The following is a 24,600-nucleotide window of genomic DNA, read 5'->3' as shown; positions in this document are numbered from 1 at the left end:
GGATGACATGCCCGGACCCGACACATTGCTTGCCTTCGCTGCCATCGCGCTCGGCATGGTCCTGACACCCGGACCGAACATGATTTACCTGATCTCGCGCTCGATCTCTCAGGGGCGCACGGCAGGGCTGATCTCGCTTTGCGGGATCGCGCTGGGCTTCGTCGTCTACATGCTCTGCGCCGCTTATGGTCTCACCGCGCTGCTGATGGCGGTACCCTTCGCCTATGATGCGATCCGCATCGCCGGCGCAGCCTATCTCCTGTGGCTCGCCTGGCAGGCGGTGCGCCCCGGCGGCCGCTCCAGCTTCGAGGTGCGCGATCTGCCGCAGGACGGGCCGGGGCGGCTGTTCTCGATGGGGCTGGTGACCGTGTTGCTCAATCCCAAGGTCGCGGTTCTCTACCTTTCATTGCTCCCCCAGTTCATCGATCCGACGAAGGGCAGCGTGCTGGGTCAGGCGGTGGTGCTGGGTTCGATCCAGATCGCCACCAGCGTCACGGTCAACGCCGCGATCATCGTCTGCGCCGCCTTCATTCCGCGCTTCTTCCAGCGCCGCCCCGGCTTCGCGCTGGTCCAGCGCTGGCTGATGGGCACGGTGCTCGCCGGCCTCGCGGTGCGGATGGCGACCGAGGCACGGCGCTAACCTTTGCCCGGTCGTCGGGAGAGGCCGACGTCGAGATGCGCCCCCGCGTCGAGCAGCATTGTCTCCCCGGTGATCACGCGGCTGGCAGGATCGAGCAGGTTCACCACCGGCCCGGCGATATCCTCGGCGTGCGCGGCCATCTGCATCGGCGTCTGGCCGGCGATGAATTTCTCGAACGCCTCGAACGCCTCTTGCGTCATCCGCTCGCTGAACCAGCCGGTGCCGACATAGCCCGGCGCGACCGCGTTGACCCGGATTGCGGGGGCCAGAACGCGGGCGAGGCTCTTGGTCATTGTCACCAGCGCGCCTTTGGACGCGGCATAGGCCACCGACGATCCGTTCCCGAACACGCCCGCGACCGATGCGATGTTGACCACCGCGCTCGCCGGCCCCTCGCGCATCGCCGGGGCGCAGGCGCGGATCATCTGGAACGGCGCGACGGTATTGAGGCGATAGATGTCGAGGAAATCATCGGCGTTCAGGCCATCCAGATCCTCGTGATTGGCGAACTTGGTCTTGCCCGAATTGTTGACCAGCAGGTCGATCCGCCCGAATGCATCGGTCGCGGCCTGGGCCAGCGCACGGCATTGCGCGTCGTCGGCGATATCGGCCTGCACCGCGATCGATCCGTTACCGATTTCCGCCGCCAGCGCATCGGCGGCACCCTTGCTCGACGCATAATTGATCACGCAGCGCACCCCGCGCGCCGCCAGCCTGCGCACCACCGCCGCGCCGATCCCGGTGCCGCCGCCTGTGACGATCGCGACCATGCCGTCCATCGAACCGCTCATCTCCGCTCGCTCCCTGACACATTTTCGAAGATCGCGTATGGCAGCCAATGGCGGTTTCGCCTAGCACTCCATCCGAATCGAGGAGAGAGCATGCAAACCGCCGCCGAAATCCTGACCCAGCCCTTCGGCACCCTGTCCGATCTGATCGCCGCCCATGCACGCGAGCGCGGAGACAAGCCCGCGATCATCCAGGGCGACGCCACCCTCACCTACACCGAGCTCGACGCTCGCATGGATGCGGTCGCCGCGGCGCTCCAACGCGACGGCCTCGGCCACGGACAGGCAGTAGCGATCGTCGGTGCGATGGGGCTCGACTATGCCGCACTCTTCCTCGGCGCGATCCGCGCAGGGGGCGCTCCGGCCCCGGTAGCCCCCTCTTCCACCGGCGACCAGATGGCGGCGATGATCGACGACAGCGGCACCGGAATCGTGTTCCTCGATGCCGATGCCGCCGCGACGCTCGGCGAGCGCGCGATTTCGGCAAAGCGGGTGGCGCTCGACGGCAGTGACGCAGGCATCGCGTTCGACGCGTGGCTCGACGACGCGGGCACCCCGGCCCCGGCCTTGATGGCTCCCGAAGACCCGTTCAACATCATCTATTCCTCGGGCACCACCGGCATGCCGAAGGGAATCGTTCAGCCGCACGCGATGCGCTGGGCGCATATCGTGCACAATGCCGCCGCCGGGTTCGGCGATGCGGTGACGATGATCGCCACCCCGCTCTATTCGAACACTACTTTGGTCAGCTTCATCCCGACGCTCGGCTGGGGCGGCACCGCCGTACTGCTGGGCAAGTTCGACGCGCGCGGTTTCCTCGAAGCGGCGGCAAAGCATCGCGGCACCCATGCCATGCTGGTTCCGGTCCAGTATCAGCGGATCATGGCGATCGAGGATTTCGACAGCTTCGATCTCTCCGCTTTCCGCATCAAGACCTGCACTAGCGCGCCCTTCTCCCCCGCGCTCAAGGCCGATGTACTGGCACGCTGGCCGGGCATGCTGATCGAATATTACGGTATGACGGAGGGCGGCGGCACCTGCGTGCTGATGTGCAACATGTTCCCCAACAAGCTGCACACCGTCGGCATGCCCGTGCCCGGACACGATATCCGCCTGATCGACGATGACGGGCACGAAGTGCCGCAGGGTGAGATGGGCGAAGTGGTCGGCCGCAGCCCGGCGATGATGAGCGGCTATCACGGCCGCAAACAGGCCAGCGCCGATGCGGAGTGGTTCGATGCCGACGGTAACCGCTATATCCGCCACGGCGATGTCGGGCGGTTCGACGCGGAGGGCTTCCTGACCCTGTTGGACCGCAAGAAGGACCTGATCATCTCGGGCGGGTTCAACATCTACCCGAGCGACATCGAGGCGGAATTGGCCAAGCATTCCGGCGTCCGCGATTGCGCCGTGGTGGGCGTGCCGTCGGAACAATGGGGCGAGACGCCGGTCGGCTTCTATGTCCCCACCGACGAAACGCCGGCCACCGAACTGCTGACCTCGATCAATGCGACGCTCGGCAAGACCCAGCGGCTCGCCGCGCTACTTCCCGTCGACGAACTGCCGCGTAGTGCGATCGGCAAGGTGCTCAAGCGCGAGCTGCGCGACCGCTATGTCGAGGCGCTTCCGGCATGACCTCGCTCCCCGCTCTTCTGGCGCAGGCACAGCGCAGTGAGACTGGTTTCGTCACAGAAATCCCGTCCAACTGGCTGCAGGGAAGAACCGCCTATGGCGGGCTATCGACCGCATTGGCGCTGGCGGCGGCGAAGCAGATCGAACCGGATCTGCCCCCACTCCGCTCGGCGCAGGTGGCGTTTATCGGCCCGCTCTCCGGCCCGGTCACCGTCACCGCGACCAAGCTGCGCCGCGGGCGCAACGCCGCGTTCATTCAGGCGGATATGGTGTCCGAAGCCGGCCTCGGCCTGCGCACGACCTTCGTCTTCATGGCGCAACTCCAGTCGGCGATCGACCATGACGTGACAGCCCTCTCGGACCACCGCCCTCCGCCCGCCGACGCCTCGCTCTACACCGGCCCAGCGGAGTTCTTCACCGGCAACTTCAACTTCTTCGATCTCAAGGCGCCCGGCGCCACCGAATGGCTGCGCTGGGGCCGGCTGATCGACCGCGAAGGGCTTGACCCGGAAGTCGAGCTGATGGCGATGGGCGATGCGCTGCCTCCGGCGGCGTTCAAGCTGTTCCAGAAGATGACTCCGCTCTCCTCGCTCACCTGGATCGTCAACATCCTCCAGCCCCGTCCCGAAACCCACGACGGCTGGTGGCTGCTCGAAGCCGAGACCGACCGGGCGCGGGACGGCTATTCCAGCCAGTCGATGCGGATGTCGAACGCTGATGGTGTGCGGGTGGCGGAGGGGATGCAAGGGGTGGCTATTTTCGGGTAAGCCACAGCAAGACTAGGCGGTCGGTTAGAGTCGCGTTACGTGCGTTGGGTCCCACGCCATTAGGATCGTAGTCCCAGCATTACATTCTCGGAGGAAGGGATGCCGAGTGGGTTGCTACGGACGGGATCCAGTCGCCACGCGGCGGAACTCACGCGGTTAGGCTGGACAGTCGAGTATCAGTTTTTCTCGGGTGAAGACGAGGAACCCTATGAGATTGGGCAGATGGACCACCGCCGGTGAGCCTCTCTATCCAAGCGATGACGTGAGCCACTGGGCTACGCCCGAAGGGCCCCGCCGCCTCAAGATGAGGCACTAGCACGTCTTGCGCCAGCGACCGCTGGCCACCCAATAGCCACCCCACTTGCGATGTTGGAATTGATTTGCTTGCGTCATTTGGTGCTCGGCGCCGCTCTTTGATTCAGTCGATCCCCACGGCAAAACGGCCGAACCGCCTCCGACACAGGCGACGAAGTTGACAGAATGAACCGCGTTCCGCGTAATTTCGTCAACTTGTCGACGGTCTTCCGCTGGCCGACGATCTCCGGAATCCACCCGATCGCGCAAGGTCCAAGCCCCGGGGCGACGGAGGCTGCACGGGTCGAGCCCCGATACAAATTGCGACACTTTCCCGTCGCGCTGACACAGGGTTGCGACAGCGGAGGTTCAGAAGGGCACCACAGCGGCGCCCCCTGCCGCCCTCGACAGGAGCCCTGTGATGAAGACTCTTCTGACCGCCGGCGCGCTCGGCGCGATGCTGGTCGCGGGCGTCGCGATCGCGATGCAGAGCGAAACCCCCGACGCCGCCCCGAAAAAACCGATCACCAAAGCCGAGATGCTCGCCCGCGCCGATGCGCGCTTCGACCGGATGGACACCAACAAGGACGGCCAGCTCGACGCCAATGAACGCAAGGCCGGTGCAGAGGCAGCGCGCGCGGCGATGGCGGAACGCAAGGGCGGCGAGATGGCTGACTTCATGCCCGGTGCCGGACGTCGCGGCGGCATGGTCGGCGAAGGCATGCTCCAGCGCGTCGATACCAATGGCGACGGCCTGATCAGCAAGGCCGAGAACCGCGCCGCCGCCGAAGCGCGCTTTGCCCGCATGGACACCAACGGCGACGGCACGATCGGTGCCGATGAGCGTGGCAAGGGCCGCTGGAAGCGTGGCGAGGGACGCCGCGGCCGCGACGCGACCGAAGGCGGCCCAGGCCCGATGCAGGGCGGCAAGCGCCATGGCATGAAGGCCGACGCCAATGGCGACGGCGTCATCACCCGCGCCGAGTTCGACGCGAGCAACGCCGCGCGCTTCGCCGCAATGGACACCAACAAGGACGGCAAGATCGACGCGTCCGAACTGCCGCAGCGCGGTCGCCGCGGAATGACGCCGCCCCCTGCCCCCCAGGGCGAGTGACGTCGGTGTCGGGCGGGCTTTACGACCTCCTCCGTGCCGCCCGCCCGGCACTTCCCGTACTCGATGAATCTGCTACCCCGGTCGGGATGACCGCAGAGACCCCGCATTTGCTGCTCGTCGACGACGAGCGATCGATCCGCGAGCCGCTGGCCCAGTATCTCACCAAACAGCATTTCCGCGTGACCCAGGTCGCCGATGCGGAAGCGGCCCGCGCGCGGCTGTCGGCCTATTCGATCGATCTGGTGGTGCTCGACATCATGATGCCGGGCGAGGATGGCCTGAGCCTGTGCCGCCATATCCGCGCGACGAGCGAGACGCCGGTGATCCTGTTGACCGCGAAGAGCGAGGAGACCGACCGGATCGTCGGGCTTGAGATGGGCGCCGACGACTATGTCGTGAAGCCGTTCAGCCCGCGCGAGCTGGCGGCACGGATCAAGGTGGTGCTGCGCCGGATGCAGGCAGGCGGGACCCGCCAGCACGCGCCCGAAAGCGGCAGCTTCGCCTTTTCCGGCTGGGTGCTCAAAACCGGCGAACGCGCGCTGGTCGACCGCGAAGGCGTGTCCGTGCCGCTGTCGACCGGCGAGTATAACCTCCTCCTCGCGCTGGTGATGCGCCCGCGCGCGGTGCTGACGCGCGACCAGCTGCTTGACCTGACCCAGGGGCGCGAAGCGGCGGCGTTCGACCGCGCGGTCGACAATCAGGTCAGCCGGCTGCGCAAGAAGATAGAGCCGGATGCGAAGAACCCGACTTTGATCAAAACCGTGTGGGGCGGCGGCTACACGCTCGCGAGCGACGTCACCCGGCTATGAAGCGCATCCCTCTTTGGCCCCGCAGCATGATGGGCCAGATGGCGCTGGTTGTGGCGCTGGCATTGTTCGTGGCGCAGGCGATCAACTTCGGCCTCGCGCTGCGCGACCGCACCAGTTTCCGGCTGTCGCAGGCCACCCGCCCGGTCGCGACCCGTGTCGCCGACGCACTCGAGCGCGAAGCGCAGACCGGTCGCCCAATCCCGCAAGACCGTGGACGCGTCCGCCGAGCTTCCGGCAACCCCATCCCCCCTTATCTGACACGCCGGCCCGAGGTGCAGGACGAGCTGCGCCGCCAGCTAGCGGAGCAGGGTGTGACAGCCGGCCGGATCGACACCGGCGTGCATCCCGTATCCGACGAGCCCTTGCCGATCGAACAGCGCCGCCGAATGCGCGACAAGCCGCCGGGGCCAACGCTGCTGATCGCGATCGAACTTCCGGGCAAGGGTTGGGTGACGACCATCGCGCCGTGGCAGGGCAATCCGCGTCGGCTGTTCTGGCTGCTCGCGGGCCAGACGCTGATCCTCTACGTCATCATGCTGCTGCCGGTGTTGTGGGCGACCCGCCGGATTTCGCGTCCGTTGCACGGCCTTGCCGCGGCCGCACGCCGGTTCCAGCCAGGGGTGGAGGCTGAGCCGGTGGAAGAAGCCGGACCCAGCGACGTGCGCGCGGTGATCGGCGCTTATAACGCCCTCGGCCAGCGCGTGACCGCCATGCTGGACGAGAAGGACCAGATGCTCGGTGCGATCGGCCATGATCTGCGTACCCCTCTCGCCGCGCTGCGGGTTCGCATCGAATCGGTGGAGGATGAGGAAGACCGCGCCCGGATGGCTGACACGATCGACGAGATGAACCGCACGCTCGACGACATTCTCAGCCTTGCCCGCCTGGGTCGCCCGAGCGAACCGCCGACCGAGACCGACCTATCGGCGCTGATCGACGCGGTGGTCGACGACTTCCGCGACCTCGGCCACGCGGTCGACTATCAGGACGGCCAGCGCCTCATCGTCCGCCTGCGCCCGGCATTGATGCGACGTGCGGTGCGCAACCTTATCGAGAACGCGGTCAAATATGGCGGCGGCAGCGAAGTACTGCTGACATCCGATGTGGACGCGATCAGAATCGAGGTCGCCGATCGCGGACCCGGTATTCCCCCCGACCAGATCGCGGCGGTGTTCGATCCCTTCACCCGGCTCGATCCCTCGCGCAACCGTACCACGGGCGGGGTCGGCCTCGGCCTTACCCTCGCTCGCGCGATCGTGCGCGAGGCGGGCGGCGACATCGCGCTCGCCAACCGTGAGGGCGGCGGACTTTCCGCCATCATTTCGCTGCCGCGACGGTGACTCCGCCCGCCCCCGGCGATATGCAGCGGGACATGAACGAGACTCCTGCGGAAAAGGCCGAGGCCCGCGCGATCCGCCGTCGTTGGCTCACCATCGGCGAGCTGGTAGCGGTCGCGGGCGTGATCATCGCCGGCGTGTCGCTTTGGGTGAGCTGGGCCGACAAGCGCGACGAGGCGGATCAGAAGGCGAGTGCGGCGAGCAAGGCCGCAGCTGCCGAAACGCGACTAGACCTGCGCGCTACTGTAAACGAGGGCGGTAAGCAGATCATGCTGAGCGATCCCGCCCACGAAATTCTCGACACCACGGTCGCCTTCCCCAAGACATTGGATGTCGGCACGCAGGCGCCAGTCCTGCCCCGTATCGAATCGAGCTGGTTCAGCGGCGCGGTACTCGCAGCGACCGACAAGGGCGCGGACGAGCGCGAAGGGCGACTGCCGGTGCTGGTGACGGTCAGCTATCGCGCGGGCGACGCGACCAAGCGCGACCACGCGATCGTCGAACTGGTATGGCGCACAAACGGCCGGATGCTCGCGGGCCGCGAACTGCGCATCGAGGCGGCTCGAATCCGCGAGCGCGGCGGCGATCAGGCGCGCATCGACGCGCTGTGGGCGCAGGAGCTGGCTCGCCTTCAGCCGCCTGCCTGAGGCAAAAAGAAAGGCCCCTCCCGCAAGGGGAGAGGCCTGTCCTTGTCCTTCAGGCCGAAGCCCGAAATCAGCCGACGATTTCTTCCGGCTTGAAGAAGAACGCGATTTCGATCGCCGCATTCTCGTCCGAGTCCGAACCATGGACCGAGTTCGCCTCGATCGATTCGGCCAGCTCCTTGCGGATCGTACCTGCATCGGCATTGGCCGGGTTGGTCGCGCCCATGATGTCGCGGTTGCGCTGCACGGCGTTCTCGCCTTCCAGCACCTGCACGACCACCGGGCCCGAGATCATGAACTCGACCAGGTCGTTGAAGAAGGGACGCTCGCGGTGAACGCCGTAGAAACCCTCGGCCTGCTCGCGGCTCATCTGGATGCGCTTGGAAGCGACGACGCGCAGGCCAGCTTCCTCCAGCATCTTGGTGACCGCGCCGGTCAGGTTGCGGCGGGTGGCATCGGGCTTGATGATCGAAAAGGTCCGGTTCGCGGCCATGGCCGTGCGGCTCCTGTCATTAGGGGTGGGGATTGCGCGGCGCTCTAGTCGGGCAAGACGGTGGTGGCAAGGGGGAGTGAAATTCGGAATGCCCCATCGCGCGACGCCCCTGACACATCGCGAATGTCTCGATATTGCTGCCCTGATATGAACTCGACTTGGTTTCTGGTTGCGTTTGGCGTTGTCGTGTTCTTGCTCAACCTGTTCGGCAGGCGCGCCGATGGCGTCGATCGGGACGAGAATCCGCCACTCTACTGGCTGATCACGATATTCAGCGGCGGTCTTGTCGCGATGCTGATAGCGATAGCACTGGCCGGCTATTGAAGCGAAGCTAGCGAGTATAGCCCTGCTTAGGCCGCCTGCCCCCAGCGCCCATTCTCGTCCTGCTTCCAGTAGCGCCGCTCCACGCCTTCGCGGTCCGCAAGCCCCTTCCACGCCGCGCGCGCCTCGACGATCTTGTCACCGTCAAAGAAGTGGAACGCCCGGTCGAACTCCAGCGCAGCGTCACGCCATTCGCCGTCGATCAGCGCGACGAAGCGCGCGCCGTTGGCCGGCGCCACCTCGCCCGTGATCAGCACCGGCTGGACGCTATCGTCACCCGCCCCGGCCTGGGCATGGGGCAGGAAGCTTTCGACCTGCCAGGTCCACAGCGATCCGTCGATCCGCTGGCGTTGATGTTCGTCGGCGGAGACGATCAGCAGCCGCTGGCCGCTCTCCACCACCTTCACCGCGATGCCGGGGAGCGCCCGCTCCAGCGGCGTCACGGTGAGATGGTAGAAATCGACCTGCAACCTTACCTCCAGCGCCGGCGGGCGGCGGGTATCATCTGCACAGCATATCCTGCCAGAATTCGCACAGCGAGTTCCCGGCGCAATTGGTCTGGCACAGGCTCTGATCGGGCCCGGCCCGACCAGTGGGCATCGCTGCGGGCGTGAGTGCAATCAACAACACGGCGGCACTGATCTGCAAAACCGTCATCTGACTTCCCCTCTAGCAAATGCCGGCAAAGGCCAGCCTCCGGAGAGTATCGATGCGGTCGCGTCCGTCAACGTCCGGCCCACCGTTCCGTGCAATCACGGGACGGCGGACCGAAGCGCGTCTCAGCCCTCGAAATTGTCGCGAACGAAGCGGTCGAGCAGGCGCACGCCGTAGCCGGTCGCGCCCTTGTCATAGGTGCTGCCGGGCTTGTCCGCCCAGACCATTCCCGCGATGTCGAGATGCGCCCAGCGCACGCCCTCATCAACGAAGCGCTGGATGAACTGCGCCGCGGTGATCGATCCGGCGCCGCGCGGACCGACATTCTTCATGTCGGCGATCGGGCTGTCGATCAGCTTGTTGTACGCATCGCCCAACGGGAAACGCCACAGCAGATCACCCGTCGCGCGGCCTGCGGCGAGCAACTCGTCGGCTAGGCCATCATCATTGGCGAACAGGCCGCCATGCTCGCTGCCCAGGCTGATGATCATCGCGCCGGTCAGCGTCGCCAGGTCGACGATGGTCTTGGGTTTGTGGACCTGCTGGACCCAGGTGATCGCGTCGCAGAGCACCAGACGGCCTTCGGCGTCGGTGTTGATGACCTCGATCGTCTGGCCCGACATCGATGTGACGACGTCGCCGGGGCGCTGAGCATTGCCGTCGGGCATATTCTCGGCCAGCGCGCACACGCCGATGACGTTCGCCTTGGCCTTGCGGGTGGCGAGCGCCTTCATCGCACCCACGACGGCTCCGGCGCCGCCCATATCCCACTTCATGTCCTCCATGCCCGCGGCGGGCTTGATCGAGATGCCGCCGGTATCGAAGGTCACACCCTTGCCGACCAGCGCGAGGTCGATGTCGCCCGAACCCTTGCCGTTCCAGCGCATCGCCAGCAGCCGGCCTTCGCGGACCGAACCCTGCGCGACGCCCAGCAGCGCACCCATGCCCAGCTTCGCCATTGCGTCGGTGTCGAGCACCTCGATCTCGATGCCCAGATCGGCCAGATGGCGGCAGCGTTCCACGAAGCTTGCCGGATAGACGATGTTGGGCGGATCGGAGACGAGGCCGCGGGTCAGGTTGAGCCCGTCGATGATGGCCGCCTGATCCTTCCACGCGCCTTCGATGCCCTCCGCCGCGCCGACCAGCACGATGGCTTCGAGCGTCGGCTTCTGCTTCTCGGTCAGGCGCGTGCGATACACGTCGTGGCGCCAGGCGCGCTGCACCGCAGCCGACGCGAGACGCGCTGCCGCGCGTGCGGACGGCGCACCGCCCAGGCTGGCGAAGTCGACGGTGATCGTCGTGACGCCAGAAGTAAGGAAACGCGCGGTGAGGGCGCCGCCCGCGCGCTCGTAATCCGCCTCATTCCCCGCGCCGACGCCAAGCAGCAGGATTCGGTTCGCGCCATCGGTCGCGGATACGAAGATCTCGACGATCGAACCCGCCTCGCCCTCGAACCGGCCCGCCTTGGCCGCACCGCGCGCGAGCGCCAGCGTCGCGTCGTCCAGAACCCCGGCCGGAACGCGGTCGAGTCCGTCCTTCTCGACAGGCAGGACGATCACGCCCGCATCGGCTGGACGGGCGGCGGAAAATGTTACGCGCATGAAGCTTCCTGTTCCTGTGGATCGTGTTGTTGTCATTTTGAGGCCTCTCTAGGCCAGTGCGCGGCGAACGGCAAAGCCCGGCGATTGCGAAGCGATGCTCAGGGTGCGATAGGGCCGAAGGTGGTAACGAGAAGCACCGGGTTGAAGGGGTTGGTTCAAAGGTGACGCGCAAGGCTCTGCTTCTCGCTGGGATTCTGCCGTTCGCGCTCTGCCTCGTGCCCGCTACGGCCACGGCGCAGAATCTGCAGGACCGGCCGGTGGACCCGCCGCCGCCGTCCAGCACGCCGCTGCCTGACGATCCCGATCAGATGCAATTCTCCGCCGACCTCGCCGAATATGATTCGGAGGGCGACGTCGTTAGCGTCAGCGGCGATGTGCGATTGTTCCGCGACGGCAACCGCCTGCGCGCCGACAAGGTGGTCTGGAATCGCAAGACCGGTCAGGTGGTCGCGACCGGCAGCATCGCCGTCACCAATCCCGAAGGCGACACCGCCTATGGCGACAAGATCGAGCTGACCGATTCGCTCAAGGACGGCGCGATCGACAATATGCTTGTCGTGCTCGAACAGGGCGGGCGACTGGCGGCGGAACGCGGAACACGCGATGCCAATGGCGTTATCAACGTCGAGCACGCGGCTTACACCCCATGTGCGGTGGTCGATACGGGTAATTGCCCCAAGGAGCCGTCGTGGAAGATCACCGCGGTGCGCGTGGTCTATGACCCGGCCAAGAAGCGGATGCGCTACAAGGACGCTCGCGTATCGCTCTTCGGGTTCGCATCGCTGCCATTGCCGGCCTTTTCGCATTCGATCGGTGCCGGCAATGCCAGCGGCCTATTGGCTCCCGCCATCCGCCTTGACGCGGTGAACGGGTTCGAAGTCGCCCTGCCCTATTATTTTACCCTCGCTCCCAACCGTGACGTCACCGTCACGCCGCATATCTTCACCCGCGCGCTGCCGATGCTGCAGGCCGAATATCGCCAGCTCACCGGCAACGGAGCGTTCCGTGTCACCGGCTACGGCACCTACAGCCGGCGCAGTGACGACGGCGTCTCGCCGACACCCTCGACTTCAAGCGAGCGTGCGTTTCGCGGCTATCTCGATGCGGCGGGCCGGTTCCAGCTCGACCCCAATTGGAGCGTAAGCGGTACGGTTCGTGTGGCGAGCGACCGCACCTTCCTGCGGCGTTACGACATCTCGAGCGACGACCGGCTGCGCAACAGCCTGCGGATCGAGCGGATCGACCGGAACTCGCTGCTGACCATCAACGGCTGGGCCGTCCAGACGCTGCGGCCCAGCGAAAGTCAGGGCCTGCAGCCGATCGCGTTACCCGAGATCGACTATCGCCTGCGCTTTGGCCAGTCGCTGGTCGAAGGCGGGCGGTTCGAGCTTCAGCTCAACAGCCTCGCGATCAGCCGGACAAGCGGGCAGGATACGCAGCGCGCCTTCGCTTCGCTGCGCTACGATCTGCGCAAACTAACCGCCTGGGGGCAGGAGGTGACCCTAACCGCCTATGGCCGCGGTGACCTGTACAATACCACGGACGTCGCCTCGACCAGCCAGATCAGCTATCGCGGGCTGGAAGGGTTTCGCGGTCGGGCGATCGGCGCGCTCGCCCTCGACATGAAATGGCCGTTGATCGGTGAGGCTTTCGGTGGCGTTCAGCGGATCACCCCGCGCTTTCAAGTCGTTGCGGCACCCAGAATCCAGAATTTCGATATCCCGAACGAGGATGCACGCTCGGTCGATCTCGAGGATTCGAACCTGTTCGCGCTCAATCGCTTCCCCGGCTACGACCGGTTCGAGGATTCGACGCGTTTCACGTTCGGCCTCGACTACGCGCTGTACCTGCCAGGCATCTCGATCGAAGCCAATATCGGCCAGAGCTACCGGCTCGATTCCCGCCCGACGATCTTGCCTGACGGCACCGGGTTGAACGATCGACTGTCCGACATCGTCGGGCGAACGGTGGTCCGCTACAAGGATTTCCTGACCTTCACGCACCGCTACCGGCTCGACAAGGACAATATCGCTATCCGCCGTAACGAGATCGACGCCACGATCGGCTCACGGGAAACCTTCGCGACGATCGGCTATCTGCGACTCAACCGAAATGTCGATTTCGCGCTTGAGGATCTGCAGGATCGCGAGGAAGCGCGGGTTGGCGCGCGTGTGAAGGTCTCGCGCTTCTGGTCGGTGTTCGGATCGGCGGTGATCGATCTAACCAACGCCGAAGAGGATTCCTCCTCGCTCTCCGACGGGTTCGAACCAGTTCGCCATCGCCTCGGGGTCGAATATGAGGATGACTGTCTGCGCATCGGTGTCACCTGGAAGCGCGATTACCAGACCACCGGCGATGCGCGTCGCGGCAACAGCTATCTGTTCACGCTGGCGCTCAAGAATTTGGGGCGCTAGGTTCCGGCTCGGCACCAGCCCGCTCCCCTACTCGGCCCCCAAAATGATGCACCCGCTGGGTGACCGGGTGTGGGAGCGGGCTGGTGCCGCCAACAAAAACATGTAAGCCCCAGTTCAGGCACAATTGGCGATTAAACGCCGCATTCCCTCGAATGGGAACGGGTTTCAGGTACAGGTGAAGATGACTTCCAAGGTCGTACATTTCTGTCGTTCGGCAGCTCTGATCATTGGCGTTGCCGGTAGCGCCGCGATCGCCGCGCAGACCGCGCCGACGGCTCCGCCGCCTCCGGCCGCGGACGAAGCCCCGTCCAGCGCCGCCAATCTGGACCTACCCAAGGAAGTCCAGCTTCTGGGCAAGGTCGATCCCAATGTCCGCAAACCGACGGCGTTGGTGAACGGCTATGTCATCACCCGCACCGATATCGATCAGCGTTTCGCGCTGTTCGTCGCGCTCAATCAGCTCAATCTGTCACCCGAGGAACAGGATCGGCTCCGTCTTCAGGTGCTTCGCCTGCTGACGGATGAGACGATCCAGATTCAGGAAGCGAAGGCGAACGACATCACGATCGGAGCGGATCAGATCGACCGCAGCTTCGCGTCGATCTCGAGCCGCTACCAACGCACACCTGACCAGATGCGCGCATGGCTGCGCCAAATCGGATCGTCGGAGCGCTCCTTCAAGCGTCAGATCGAGGGTGAAATCGCCTGGCAGCGCGTCATCGCGCGCAAAATCGGCGCCTTCATCAACGTCGGCGACGAAGAAGTGAAGAACATCATCGTCCGCCTTGAGGAATCAAAGGGGACCGACGAGTTCCAGCTTCGCGAAATATACATCTCCGCCACGCCCGAGCGGCAGGGCGAAGTGTTCCAGGCGATGCAGCAGATGATCCAGCAGATGCAGCAGGGTCGCCCGTTTGAGTATTTCGCACGCTTTTCCGAAGCGACGACGCGTGCGCAGGGCGGCGATCTTGGCTGGGTACGCGCTGCGATGCTTCCACCCCAGCTCGCACAGGCAGCGCAGCAGATGCAGGTCGGCCAAGTCGCCGGCCCGATCGAAGTGCCGGGCGGTTTTTCGGTCCTCTATCTGGTCGACAAGCGCCAGGTGCTAATGGCCGATCCGCGTGACGCGAAGCTGAGCCTGCGTCAGCTGACCGTCAAATTCCCGGCGGGTACAACTCAGGCACAGGCACAGGGCAAGGCTGCCGAGTTCGCCACGGTGCTGAAATCGACCGCAGGCTGCGGCGCGGTCGGCAAGGCCGCTGAAACGCTGGGTGCCGAGGTCGTCGACAATGACGCAGTTCGCGCGCGCGATCTACCGCCGCAGTTGCAGGACATCGTTCTCAAGCTTCAGGTTGGAGAGGCGACCCCACCTTTCGGCTCGCCCGAGGAAGGCGTACGTGCGTTGGTGCTGTGCGGCCGCGACGACCCCAAGACTGCTGCCCTACCCAGCCCCGAGCAGATCCGTGAAGGGATCGAGGAACAGCGTACCAACCTTCGCGCCCAGCGCTATCTTCGCGATCTGCGCCGCGACGCCATTATCGATTATCGCTGAGTTGTGAGCGCTCCGGTCCGCCCCCTTGCAGTTGCCTTGGGCGACCCTGCCGGGATCGGACCGGAGATCGTCGCCAAGACCTGGCGGGACCGCGAGTTGCAGGCGCTTCCGGTGTTCTTCGCGGTCGGTGACCCTCGTGCGATCGCAGCGGTGTGGGACGGCCCGGTCGCGACAATTGCTTATCCCGACGAAGCGCGCGGCGTATTCGCAGATGCCTTGCCGGTACTTGCCGTCACGAGCTCAGGCGAGATCACCCCGGGCCTGCCCGACGATGCCGGCGCCCGTTGCGCGCTCGACAGCCTTGAGCTGGCGACCGGCCTCACACGATCGGGTGCAGCCGGGGCGCTGGTGACCGGTCCGGTTTCCAAGGCGCAGCTCTATCGCATCGGTTTCACCCATCCGGGTCAGACCGAGTTTGTCAGTGAACGCTGCGGAATCGCGCCGCAGAATACAGTGATGATGCTCGCCGGGCCGACGCTGCGCGTGGTGCCCGTAACGACGCATATCCCGCTTGCCGCCGTACCGCAGGCGATTTCGATCGAGTTGATCGTCGCCAAGGCGCGAGCCACGGCGCGCGGACTGACCCGCAATTTCGGGATCGAGGCACCGCGGCTGGCCTTTGCCGGCCTCAACCCCCATGCTGGAGAGGGCGGTGCGATCGGACGCGAGGAGATCGATATCATCGAACCCGCGATCCGCCTGCTGCAGGCCGAGGGGATCGACGCGGTTGGACCACTGGCCGCCGACACGATGTTCCATGCCCGCGCCCGAGCGACCTACGATGCCGCGATCTGCGCCTATCACGACCAGGCGCTGGTCGCGCTCAAGACGCTGCATTTCGACGAGGGAGTGAACATGACGCTGGGACTGCCGATTGTGCGCACCTCCCCCGATCATGGAACCGCGTTCGGCATCGCCGGGCGGGATCAAGCTGAACCGGGTGCGATGATCGCCGCGATCCGCATGGCGGGCCAGGCCGCCGAGAAACGCGCATTGATCACCCTGACAGAAGTGACCGCGTGACCCCACTTCCCCCGCTTCGTGAAGTCATCCGCAACCATGGGCTGAGCGCTAGCAAGGCGCTGGGGCAGAATTTCCTGTTCGATTCCCAGCTGCTCGACCGGATCGCACGAGTGCCGGGCGACCTGAATGGGCAGGAAGTGTTCGAAGTCGGCCCCGGCCCGGGCGGCCTCACGCGCGCGCTGCTGCAAGCCGGCGCGAAGGTGACGGCGGTTGAGCGCGATCGGCGCTGTATCCCGGCACTGGCTGAACTGGGCGACGCGTTTCCGGGCAAGCTTTGCGTGATCGAGGGGGACGCGCTGGAGGTGGATGCCCCGGCGCTGTTCGCGGGGAAGCCGCATATCGCATCGAACCTGCCCTATAATGTCGGAACCGCGCTAACCGTCGGCTGGCTGTCGGCACGCTGGAAGCCGTGGTGGGCGAGCCTGACGCTGATGTTCCAGAAGGAGGTCGCAGAGCGGATCGTCGCTGCGCCCGGCACCGGCGCCTATGGGCGACTGGCGGTGCTTGCACAGTGGCGAAGCAGCGCAAGGATCGCGATGCCGGTCCATCGCTCCGCCTTCACCCCGCCGCCCAAGGTGATGTCGGCGGTCGTACATATCGTACCAGGCGACGAGCCACCGGGCGTCAAGCTCGCGGTGCTCGAGAAGCTGACCGCGGCAGCGTTCGGGCAGCGGCGCAAGATGCTGCGGCAGAGCCTGAAAGCGGTCCCAGGTTCGGTTGAGGCTGCCGAAGCCCTGGGGATCGATCCCACGCGTCGTGCGGAAACGGTCAGCGTCGACGAGTTCGTCGCACTGGCGCGGGCGCTTTCGGCCTAATTCTTCTTTGCTTCAGCCGCGGGCGGAACCGCCTGTGCGGTGACCGTCGCGGGCGGCCCCTTGGCGATCGCGGCAGCAAGCTGGTTCGCATCGGCGCAGCTGTTGCCGCACAGCGTCTTCACGCGCGCCAGATTCTCCTTGGCCCGCTCCATGGCGCCCTTCTGCACCATCGCCTCGCCCTGCCCGCGCAGCGCGACGACGTCGTTCGGCTCCAGCGTCAACGCCTCGCGATAGAAGCGGATTGCCTTGCCCGGCAGGCCTTGTGTCCGTGCGATTTCCGCCAGCACGATAAAGGCCTGGCGATTGCGCGGATCGACCGCGAGCGCGCTTTCGATGAGGTCGTTGGCGCCCTCGAAGTTTCCGGCCGCCTTCGCTACCTTGCCACGCTCAAGGAGCGCCACCGAGCGCGCGTCGATCTGGTCGTCGGCGCGCTGGCCGTAGAGCGAGGTCGAGACGCTCAGCAGCGCGAGTGCGGCGGCGGCGGACACCAAGGTGATACGCATCAGGGACTCCGGACGTGGAAACCGCAGGGCTATCATGCGCGCAGCAGCTTCGCGACAAAAAAGCCGTCGGTCGAATGGGACAGCGGGGTCAGGCGCATTCCGGACCCATGCGGGGTCCCGAGCGGAAGCGCAAGCGGCGCGGCGGTCCAGTCGGGATTGCGCTCAAGAAAGGCTTTAACCTGACCAGCCCCTTCGGCATCGAGCAGCGAGCACACGATGTGGATCAGCACACCGCCCGGCTTGACCAGCGCGGCGCCGACATCGAGCAGGCGGGCCTGCGTCTCGACCAGTTTGGCGAGCCGTGCAGGAGTCAGCCGCCAGCGCGCCTCCGGGTTGCGCCGCCAAGTGCCAGTGCCCGAGCAGGGGGCGTCGATCAGCACCGTGTCTGCCGTACCCGCCCAGTCGGCGAGGGGTTCAGCCTCATGACCGGGATTGAGTAATCGCGTCTCGACGATCGATACACCCGCCCGCTCTGCCCGTGGCATCAGCCGGGACAGGCGGGGCCGATCGGTGTCGCTGGCGAGAAGCTCACCGCGGTTCTCCATCGCGGCGGCGAGTGCCAGCGTCTTGCCGCCACCGCCCGCGCATAGGTCGACCACCCGCATTCCGGACTGAACGCCCGCAGCGAGAGTTACGATCTGACTGCCCGCGTCCTGCACTTCGATCCAGCCATCGATATAGGGCCCAGTCTTCTCGACCGGGGTATCGGGCGGAAGGCGAAGGGCGGCATCCACGCCATCCACCGGTACCGCCTCTGGTAACGTCGCACGGACCTGGGCCACGCTGGCCTTGAGCGTGTTGACGCGCAGGTCGAGCGAGGCGCGGTCGAGCAGCGCCGTGGCTTGATCCGCACCAATGCCCGAGGCGGCAAGCGCATCCATGAGCCATGCCGGCGCGACGCCGGCGCGTGCCGCGGCCTCATTCGCACCAATCGGCGCCGGACCGTAGGAGGAGCCGTCGAACGTTGCAGCCAGTTCGGCGTCACGCGCCGCGAGTGCCAGCAGCGCCGCGCGCCCGCTCTCGGGTCGCTCGCCGCAGAGGCGGATCGCGTCGTAGATCAGCCCACGGATCGCGCGGCGGTCCTTCGACCCGGCATAGCGCCGTGCCGCAAACCCGCGCTGGATCAGCACATCCGCCGATGCGCCGCCGTCGCGCGCTGCGACGATCACCTGGTCGAGCAGCTCGATCGCCGCCTGAGTCCGCGCGGCGGGCGTCATGCCCGCCGATCCGGGTGACGGGTCGGTTGACAAAGTTGACACAACACGCGTGTTTTTACGGCAGCGATGATGCTCGGGGTCTGAGGCATCGGCAGGGGGAATCCGGAAGGCATTGCCGGAACGGCAAAGCAGATGGGTTCCAACATTGGAAGGGGGAAGCATGAAACACAAAGCGATCCGGCCGATGGCGCCGCGCGATCCGCACGAACCGCACCGCGCGGCGACCCCGCTGGAACTGCTGTTCGATCTGGTCACGGTGATCGCCATCGCCGCCGCCGCTGCGTCGCTGCACCATGGCATCGCCGCGGACCACGCGCCCGAAGGCGTCGTCCGCTACCTGTTCACCTTCTTTGCGATCTGGTGGGCGTGGATGAACTTCACGTGGTTCGCCTCCGCCTATGACAATGACGATGCGCCGACCCGGCTGCTGACGATGGTGATCATGGGCGGCGCGCTGCTGATCGCAGCAGGCATCGAACGCTTCTCCGCCCATCTCGACATCAGTCTGGTCGTGGCGGGCTATGCGATTATGCGGGTGGCGATGATCGCGCTGTGGCTGCGCGCGGCGCGGCACGATCCCGAGCGGCGCGTCTGCGCGTTGCGCTATGCCGGGGGAATCGCGATCGCCCAGGCCTATTGGATCGCGCTCTATTTCCTGGGCGATCCGCATTCACCGACCTTCGTTGCGTTGATCCTGCTCGGCTGGGTCATCGAGCTGGCCGTCCCCGCCTTTGCCGAGCGCGCGAATATGACGCCGTGGCACCGGCATCATATCGTCGAGCGCTATGGCCTGCTGACGATCATCGTGTTGGGCGAGGTGCTGCTGGCGGCGACGCTGGCGCTCGAAAAGGCCTGGGATGGCAGCTTCGACGTGCGACTGGTGCACACCGCCATGTCCGCACTCGTCATCACCTTTGCGATGTGGTGGCTCTATTTCTCTCGTGAGGAGCAGCTGTCGAGCACCAAGCTCAGCCGCGCGCTGCAATGGGGCTATGGCCATATGCTTGTCTTCGCATCGGGCGCGGCGGTAGGAGCGGGCTTCGCCGTGCTGGTCGAGATCCTGACCGGCCATTCGAAGATCGGGATTCGTGCCGGCGATCTGGCGGTGGCGATCCCGCTGGGTATCTATTTCCTGGCGCTATGGCTGGTGCGCGACCGGTTCGAGCTGCACGGGGCCGCGCGATGGGTGTTGCCGGTGTTCGCCGTGGCGGTGATCGCCCTGCCCTTCGCCTTCCCGGCGCTGGAAGCAATCGCGGCGCTGGCCGTGGCGGCGGTGGCGGTCCGGGCAACGCTCTCCGCGCGCGCCGTCAGGGCGGAGTCTGCCGCTTGATCCCATAGTCGATCCGGATCCGAACCCACTCGCCGACCTTGGACTGGCCGCCAAGGCGCGGGGGGCGCACACGAAACTGCCAGGCGGCAGCCAGCACCGCGCGGGCGATATTCGACCCTTCCGGATATTCGTCGAGCTTGATGCAATCCTCGACGCGGAAATCGGGCACGGTACGGCAGGCGATCAATCCCCAGCCCGGCCCGGTCGCGGTGGAGAGATAGCCGCTAAGCTCGCTGTCATAGGGTTCGCGATACCAGGCGGCGGCATAGAGTGGCTCGCCGCGCGGCCCTCTCCCCTCCACCCGAGGTGTATCGCCGGGCAGGCTGGCAAGGTTGGGCGGCCCCGCCGCCCGACGCGCCGGCGCCGGCGCAGCGGGCTGCCGGGGAAGCGTCGCGATATCCGGCATCCGGCCCAGCGGAATGTTGAGCAGAACCGGCGGCGAAGGCTGGGGCTGGGGTTGTGGGACGGGCGGCTCCGGCGACGGATCGGGCTGGGTTTCCGCAGGATGAACCCGCGCGGGGTTCGGGGCTGCACTGGGCGCGGGCTTTTCCTCGGCTTCGGCTTCCGGCTCGGGTTCGGGCGTCACGCCGAACACCGTCATGCCCGCATCGCCGTCCTCACGGCCGACAATGTCCGGTGCCAATGTGAAGATCATCAGCACGACCAGAAGCTCGACCAGCAATGCGAGCACAAAGCCACGCGTGCGCGTGCCGAACCGGCCGCGCAAACGATCAAGGCTTGAGGGTGCGGGAGAATCCGGCTGGGACAATGAACCTCGGGAGACAGAAACGGCGCGGACGGAGCGTGGCTAGGATGGCAATACGACTAAAACATGTCGGACTCAGCGCAACCGTTCCGCAAGAAAATCGACAAAGACGCGTACCCGAGCCGGCGTGTTGGCGCCGCCGACGAAGACGGCATGGATCACCTCGATATCGCCAGGATTATATTCCTCAAGGATCGGGACGAGGCGACCGTCGGCCAGTTCATCCGCGACGCTGAACGCGCCGACACGGGTGATACCAACCCCGGCGGCGGCAAGCTGCCCCAGCGTCTCGCCATTATTCGCTTCGATACTACCGCTCACGGTGAGTGCGTCGTCGCGGCCCTCGCACCGGAAGGGCCAGACTGGCTCAGCACGACGGAAGTTGAAGTTGAGGCAATTGTGATCGTGCAGGTCGGTGGGCACGCGCGGAGTGCCGTGACGCGCCAGATAGCCGGGTGACGCCACGATCACCCGGCCATTCTCGCCGAGCTTGCGTGCGGTAAGGCCGCTGTCGGCGAGCGGGCCGAAGCGGATCGCGACATCCGCCTGGCCCGCCGCGACATCGACGATCGAATCGCTCAGGCTGATATCGACAAGGATGTGCGGGTAGAGGCAGCCGAACTCGCCGAGCAGCGGGACGATGCACAACCGTCCGTGCGACAGCGCAGCGCTGACTCGCAGGCGCCCGCGCGGGGCACCCTGATCGGCGATCGCCTGCTCGGCATCGTCGAGATCGGTGAGGATGCGGCGTGCCGCGCCGAGATAGGCCTGCCCCTCAGCCGTCAGGGTCAGGGCACGGGTGGTGCGCAGTAGCAGGCGTACGCCGAGCCGCGCCTCGATCCGATCCACGGTGCGGCTGACCGCCGACGGCGTGAGGCCGAGCAGGCGCCCGGCGGCCGAGAAGCTGCCTTGCGCGGCAACGGCGGCGAACACCTCCAATGATCGGGCGCGGTCGGCGCCACTCTCCATCTTTGCATCCAATGCAAAAATCCTTCGCTTTCCCTTGCCCTACAAGCTCGAGCCCCTGCCGTCCATCTGTGCGTCGAACACGTATCAGGGAGTGCATGATGGAATATCGGCAATTGGGAGCTTCGGGCCTGCGCGTACCGGTACTGAGCTTCGGCACCGGCACCTTCGGCGGCACCGGCCCCTTGTTCAGCGCCTGGGGAACCAGCGACGCGGCCGAGGCCCGACGGCTGATCGACGTCTGCCTCGAAGCCGGGGTCAATCTGTTCGACACCGCCGATGTCTATTCGAACGGCGCTTCCGAGGAGGTGCTGGCGGAAGCAATCAAGGGGCGGCGGGATCAGGTGCTGATCTCGACCAAGACCGGCCTGCCGATGGGCGACGGCCCCGCCGACTGGGGCGCGTCGCGGTCGCGGCTAATCGCAGCCGTCGATGCGTCGCTCAAACGGCTGGGCACCGACTACATCGACATCCTCCAGCTCCACGCCCTCGACGCGCACACGCCGGTCGAAGAACTGCTGGCAACGCTCGACACGCTGGTCGCGCAGGGTAAGCTCCGCCACACCGGCGTCTCCAACTATCCCGGCTGGCAGCTGATGAAGGCGCTGGCCGCATCGGACCGACACGGCTGGCCGCGCTTCGTGGCGCATCAGGTCTATTATTCGCTGATCGGCCGCGCCTATGAGGCGGATCTGATGCCGCTCGCCGCCGATCAGGGCGTGGGCGCGCTGGTGTGGAGTCCGCTCGGCTGGGGCCGCCTGACCGGCAAGATCGGCCGCGATCGCCCGGCGCCCGAAGGTAGCCGCCTGCATGATACGGAGCAGTTCGCACCGCCGGTGACCGAGGACCATCTCTATAAGGTGATCGACGCACTGGAAGCCGCGGCGCAGGAAACAGGCAAGACCGTGCCGCAGGTCGCGATCAACTGGCTGCTTCAGCGCCCGACCGTCTCGTCGGTCATCATCGGCGCGCGCAACGAGGAACAGTTGCGGCAGAATCTCGGCGCGGTCGGCTGGTCGCTGACCGCAGAGCAGGTCGCCGCACTCGATGCTGCGAGCGACGTACTGCCGCCCTATCCCCACACCCCCTATCGGCAGCAGGAGGGCTTCGCCCGCCTCAATCCGCCGCTGGTCTGACCCGGAGCAATTCCAATGAAGATCAACCCTCCCTTACTCGCGCTTGCCACGGGCGCCTTCGGCATCGGCGTGACCGAGTTCGCGCCGATGGGCCTGCTGCCCGTGATCGCCAATGATCTGGGCGCTTCGATCCCCGCCGCGGGGCTGCTGGTCAGCGCCTATGCGCTGGGCGTGCTGATCGGCGCGCCGCTGATGACGCTGACCACCGGGCGCGTGCCGCGGCGGACCCTGCTGATCGGGCTCGCCGCGATCTTCACGCTCGGCAACCTGCTGTCCGCCATTGCCGACGGATATTGGACGCTCCTCGCCGCCCGCGTGCTCACCTCGCTCAACCATGGCGCGTTCTTCGGGGTCGGATCGATCGTCGCGGCAAGCGTGGTCGCGCCCGACCGCAAGGCCGGCGCGGTCGCGGCGATGTTCATGGGGCTGACGGTGGCGATCATCGTTGGCGTACCACTCTCGACCTGGGCGGGCGAGCATCTCGGCTGGCGCGCGTCCTTCTGGGCGATCGCCGGGCTGGGCGTGGTGACGATGACGGCACTGCGCTTCACCCTGCCTGCCATGCCAGCACCCGAAGGCGGCAATGTCGCCGACGAACTGCGCGTGCTGGCGCGCAAGCCGGTGCTCGCGGCGCTCGGCCTCACCGTGATCGGGTCGAGCGCGATGTTTACGGTGTTCACCTACATCACGCCGATCCTGCAGACCCAGACCCACGCCTCGCTGGGGTTCGTGACGGCGATGCTGGTGGTCTATGGCGTCGGGCTGACCGTCGGCAACTGGCTGGGCGGCAAGTTCGCCGACAAATCGGTTGACCGCACGCTGATCATCACCCTTGCCTCACTCTCGGCGGTGCTGGTCGCGTTCGCCGCGCTGATGCCGTTCCATGCGCCGGTTGCGGTCCTCGTACTCCTGTGGGGCGTGGCGAGCTTCGCGCTGGTGCCGCCGCTGCAGGTGCGGGTGATGACCGCAGCCGCGGACGCGCCCAACCTCGCCTCTTCGGTCAATATCGGCGCGTTCAACCTGGGCAACGCGATCGGCGCGGCACTGGGCGGCGCGGTGATCGCGGGAGGCCTTGGCTATCCTGCGGTATCGCTGGCAGGCGCCGCGACCTCCGCGATCGGCCTGGTCATGGTGCTGTGGGCGCGGCGCAGCAGCGTTCCGGCGGAAGGAGAAAGGCTGGCGGCCGGCACCTGCTAAAGTCGAAGATTGCAAACTCGGATTGGGCTGAGATGACGCCACTTCGCCTCATCGCCAGAAACAATTTCAGCCTGATGCGATCGAACTCGAACGAAACGCGAGTGTTTTCATTTTTGATACTTCAGGAAATGTCCGCCGAATTCTCAAATATAATTCCGTCGCTCAATCCGATTTCTATTTAACACGACTACGTGCTATACAACTCTCGCTGACGTCGCCTGCGACGGATATTGGGCCGACCTGGCTCCTCCCTTTGTCCCTTTCTAGCCTCGCCGTAGCCGGGATGCGCCGCTGTTGGAGCATGCCCGCCCCATGGGACAAGGAACCCCAATCATGATCACCGGAACCGTAAAATTCTTCAATCCTGACAAGGGCTTCGGCTTCATCGCACCGGAAGGTGGCGGTGGCGACGCATTCGTCCATATCTCGGCAGTGGAACGTGCCGGGATGCGCACGCTCGATAAAGATCAGCGCGTCACCTACGAACTCGAGACCGACAACCGCGGCAAGACGTCCGCGGTCAATCTCCAGTCCGCTTAAACCGACCGAGGGGCGCCCCGAAAGGGCGCCCCTAATTTCTTGCGAAC

General features: G+C 66.0%; 24 protein-coding genes. 16 read left to right on the top strand and 8 right to left on the bottom strand.

The window, feature by feature from the left end; genetic code table 11:
• Window positions 1-7 precede the first annotated feature (7 nt).
• Window positions 8-640, top strand: coding sequence for a LysE family translocator (locus tag AC07M1_RS13310; RefSeq protein ID WP_495163099.1), 633 nt, complete (start codon window positions 8-10; stop codon window positions 638-640).
• On the opposite strand, the gene AC07M1_RS13305 is transcribed toward AC07M1_RS13310, so the two are convergent.
• On the bottom strand, window positions 637-1,431 hold the full coding sequence (locus AC07M1_RS13305) for an SDR family NAD(P)-dependent oxidoreductase (RefSeq protein ID WP_495163098.1): 795 nt from the start codon (window positions 1,429-1,431) through the stop codon (window positions 637-639). The genes AC07M1_RS13310 and AC07M1_RS13305 overlap by 4 nt on opposite strands.
• A gap of 90 nt (window positions 1,432-1,521) precedes the next feature.
• On the opposite strand from AC07M1_RS13305, the gene AC07M1_RS13300 reads away from it, so the two are divergent.
• From AC07M1_RS13300 to AC07M1_RS13275, 6 genes are all read left to right on the top strand, one after another.
• A complete protein-coding gene (locus AC07M1_RS13300; RefSeq protein WP_495163097.1) occupies window positions 1,522-3,063 on the top strand; it encodes a class I adenylate-forming enzyme family protein in 1,542 nt (513 codons plus the stop codon).
• Window positions 3,060-3,827: a thioesterase family protein gene (locus AC07M1_RS13295; protein WP_495163096.1), complete on the top strand. Its 768-nt coding sequence runs from the start codon at window positions 3,060-3,062 to the stop codon at window positions 3,825-3,827. Before AC07M1_RS13300 ends, AC07M1_RS13295 begins: the two co-directional genes overlap by 4 nt.
• Before the next feature lie 715 nt (window positions 3,828-4,542).
• Window positions 4,543-5,235: a hypothetical protein gene (locus tag AC07M1_RS13290; RefSeq protein WP_495163095.1), complete on the top strand. Its 693-nt coding sequence runs from the start codon at window positions 4,543-4,545 to the stop codon at window positions 5,233-5,235.
• Between the two features lie 86 nt (window positions 5,236-5,321).
• Window positions 5,322-6,044 carry a response regulator gene (locus tag AC07M1_RS13285; protein ID WP_495163094.1) on the top strand — a complete coding sequence of 241 codons (723 nt, stop codon included), beginning with the start codon at window positions 5,322-5,324 and terminating at the stop codon, window positions 6,042-6,044.
• 26 nt (window positions 6,045-6,070) lie between these two features.
• Window positions 6,071-7,384 carry a sensor histidine kinase gene (locus AC07M1_RS13280; RefSeq protein WP_495163093.1) on the top strand — a complete coding sequence of 438 codons (1,314 nt, stop codon included), beginning with the start codon at window positions 6,071-6,073 and terminating at the stop codon, window positions 7,382-7,384.
• 32 nt (window positions 7,385-7,416) lie between these two features.
• Complete coding sequence (locus AC07M1_RS13275; protein WP_495163092.1) at window positions 7,417-8,028, top strand: hypothetical protein; 612 nt, start codon at window positions 7,417-7,419, stop codon at window positions 8,026-8,028.
• Between the two features lie 67 nt (window positions 8,029-8,095).
• On the opposite strand, the gene ndk is transcribed toward AC07M1_RS13275, so the two are convergent.
• Window positions 8,096-8,518 carry a nucleoside-diphosphate kinase gene (gene ndk / locus AC07M1_RS13270; RefSeq protein ID WP_495163091.1) on the bottom strand — a complete coding sequence of 141 codons (423 nt, stop codon included), beginning with the start codon at window positions 8,516-8,518 and terminating at the stop codon, window positions 8,096-8,098.
• Between the two features lie 147 nt (window positions 8,519-8,665).
• Between ndk and AC07M1_RS13265 the strand changes: the two genes are divergently transcribed.
• On the top strand, window positions 8,666-8,842 hold the full coding sequence (locus AC07M1_RS13265) for a hypothetical protein (protein WP_495163090.1): 177 nt from the start codon (window positions 8,666-8,668) through the stop codon (window positions 8,840-8,842).
• Between the two features lie 26 nt (window positions 8,843-8,868).
• Here the strand turns inward: AC07M1_RS13265 and AC07M1_RS13260 are convergent, their stop codons facing one another.
• Both AC07M1_RS13260 and AC07M1_RS13255 read right to left on the bottom strand, forming a co-directional pair.
• Window positions 8,869-9,309 (bottom strand): DNA polymerase III subunit chi, encoded by a 441-nt coding sequence (locus AC07M1_RS13260; RefSeq protein ID WP_495163089.1) that lies wholly within the window; start codon window positions 9,307-9,309, stop codon window positions 8,869-8,871.
• Between the two features lie 309 nt (window positions 9,310-9,618).
• Window positions 9,619-11,094, bottom strand: a complete 1,476-nt coding sequence (locus AC07M1_RS13255; protein WP_495163088.1) for a leucyl aminopeptidase — start codon at window positions 11,092-11,094, stop codon at window positions 9,619-9,621.
• 161 nt (window positions 11,095-11,255) lie between these two features.
• On the opposite strand from AC07M1_RS13255, the gene AC07M1_RS13250 reads away from it, so the two are divergent.
• The 4 genes from AC07M1_RS13250 to rsmA all read left to right on the top strand — a co-directional run bounded on the left by AC07M1_RS13250 (window position 11,256) and on the right by rsmA (window position 16,898).
• The gene (locus tag AC07M1_RS13250) at window positions 11,256-13,508 is read left to right on the top strand and encodes an LPS-assembly protein LptD (RefSeq protein ID WP_495163087.1); all 2,253 of its coding nucleotides are present in this window, start codon (window positions 11,256-11,258) and stop codon (window positions 13,506-13,508) included.
• A 181-nt stretch (window positions 13,509-13,689) separates the two neighbouring features.
• Window positions 13,690-15,060, top strand: coding sequence for a peptidylprolyl isomerase (locus tag AC07M1_RS13245; protein WP_495163086.1), 1,371 nt, complete (start codon window positions 13,690-13,692; stop codon window positions 15,058-15,060).
• A gap of 3 nt (window positions 15,061-15,063) precedes the next feature.
• Complete coding sequence (gene pdxA / locus AC07M1_RS13240) at window positions 15,064-16,083, top strand: 4-hydroxythreonine-4-phosphate dehydrogenase PdxA (protein WP_495163085.1); 1,020 nt, start codon at window positions 15,064-15,066, stop codon at window positions 16,081-16,083.
• A complete protein-coding gene (gene rsmA, locus AC07M1_RS13235; RefSeq protein WP_495163084.1) occupies window positions 16,080-16,898 on the top strand; it encodes a 16S rRNA (adenine(1518)-N(6)/adenine(1519)-N(6))-dimethyltransferase RsmA in 819 nt (272 codons plus the stop codon). Before pdxA ends, rsmA begins: the two co-directional genes overlap by 4 nt.
• Here rsmA and AC07M1_RS13230 read toward each other — a convergent pair.
• Together AC07M1_RS13230 and AC07M1_RS13225 are read right to left on the bottom strand one after the other, a co-directional pair.
• Window positions 16,895-17,401, bottom strand: coding sequence for a tetratricopeptide repeat protein (locus AC07M1_RS13230; RefSeq protein WP_495163083.1), 507 nt, complete (start codon window positions 17,399-17,401; stop codon window positions 16,895-16,897). The genes rsmA and AC07M1_RS13230 overlap by 4 nt on opposite strands.
• 32 nt (window positions 17,402-17,433) lie before the next feature.
• Complete coding sequence (locus AC07M1_RS13225; RefSeq protein WP_495163082.1) at window positions 17,434-18,618, bottom strand: RsmB/NOP family class I SAM-dependent RNA methyltransferase; 1,185 nt, start codon at window positions 18,616-18,618, stop codon at window positions 17,434-17,436.
• A 160-nt stretch (window positions 18,619-18,778) separates the two neighbouring features.
• Between AC07M1_RS13225 and AC07M1_RS13220 the strand changes: the two genes are divergently transcribed.
• Entirely contained in the window at window positions 18,779-19,948 is a 1,170-nt protein-coding gene (locus AC07M1_RS13220) for a low temperature requirement protein A (RefSeq protein ID WP_495163081.1), read from the top strand.
• Here AC07M1_RS13220 and AC07M1_RS13215 read toward each other — a convergent pair.
• Window positions 19,926-20,675 (bottom strand): hypothetical protein, encoded by a 750-nt coding sequence (locus AC07M1_RS13215; protein ID WP_495163080.1) that lies wholly within the window; start codon window positions 20,673-20,675, stop codon window positions 19,926-19,928. The two genes, AC07M1_RS13220 and AC07M1_RS13215, sit on opposite strands and share 23 nt — an antisense overlap.
• A 114-nt stretch (window positions 20,676-20,789) precedes the next feature.
• On the bottom strand, window positions 20,790-21,683 hold the full coding sequence (locus tag AC07M1_RS13210) for a LysR family transcriptional regulator (protein WP_495163250.1): 894 nt from the start codon (window positions 21,681-21,683) through the stop codon (window positions 20,790-20,792).
• A gap of 98 nt (window positions 21,684-21,781) precedes the next feature.
• On the opposite strand from AC07M1_RS13210, the gene AC07M1_RS13205 reads away from it, so the two are divergent.
• The 3 genes from AC07M1_RS13205 to AC07M1_RS13195 all read left to right on the top strand — a co-directional run bounded on the left by AC07M1_RS13205 (window position 21,782) and on the right by AC07M1_RS13195 (window position 24,553).
• Window positions 21,782-22,816, top strand: a complete 1,035-nt coding sequence (locus AC07M1_RS13205) for an aldo/keto reductase (RefSeq protein WP_495163079.1) — start codon at window positions 21,782-21,784, stop codon at window positions 22,814-22,816.
• Between the two features lie 15 nt (window positions 22,817-22,831).
• Window positions 22,832-24,013 carry an MFS transporter gene (locus AC07M1_RS13200; RefSeq protein WP_495163078.1) on the top strand — a complete coding sequence of 394 codons (1,182 nt, stop codon included), beginning with the start codon at window positions 22,832-22,834 and terminating at the stop codon, window positions 24,011-24,013.
• 333 nt (window positions 24,014-24,346) lie between these two features.
• Window positions 24,347-24,553, top strand: coding sequence for a cold-shock protein (locus AC07M1_RS13195; protein ID WP_066577768.1), 207 nt, complete (start codon window positions 24,347-24,349; stop codon window positions 24,551-24,553).
• Window positions 24,554-24,600: the final 47 nt, after the last annotated feature.

The organism is Sphingomonas sp. GW821-FHT10C01 (assembly GCF_059415525.1).
The sequence above is the reverse complement of the archived record's forward strand: the minus strand, read 5'-3'. Positions and strand labels throughout refer to the sequence as shown.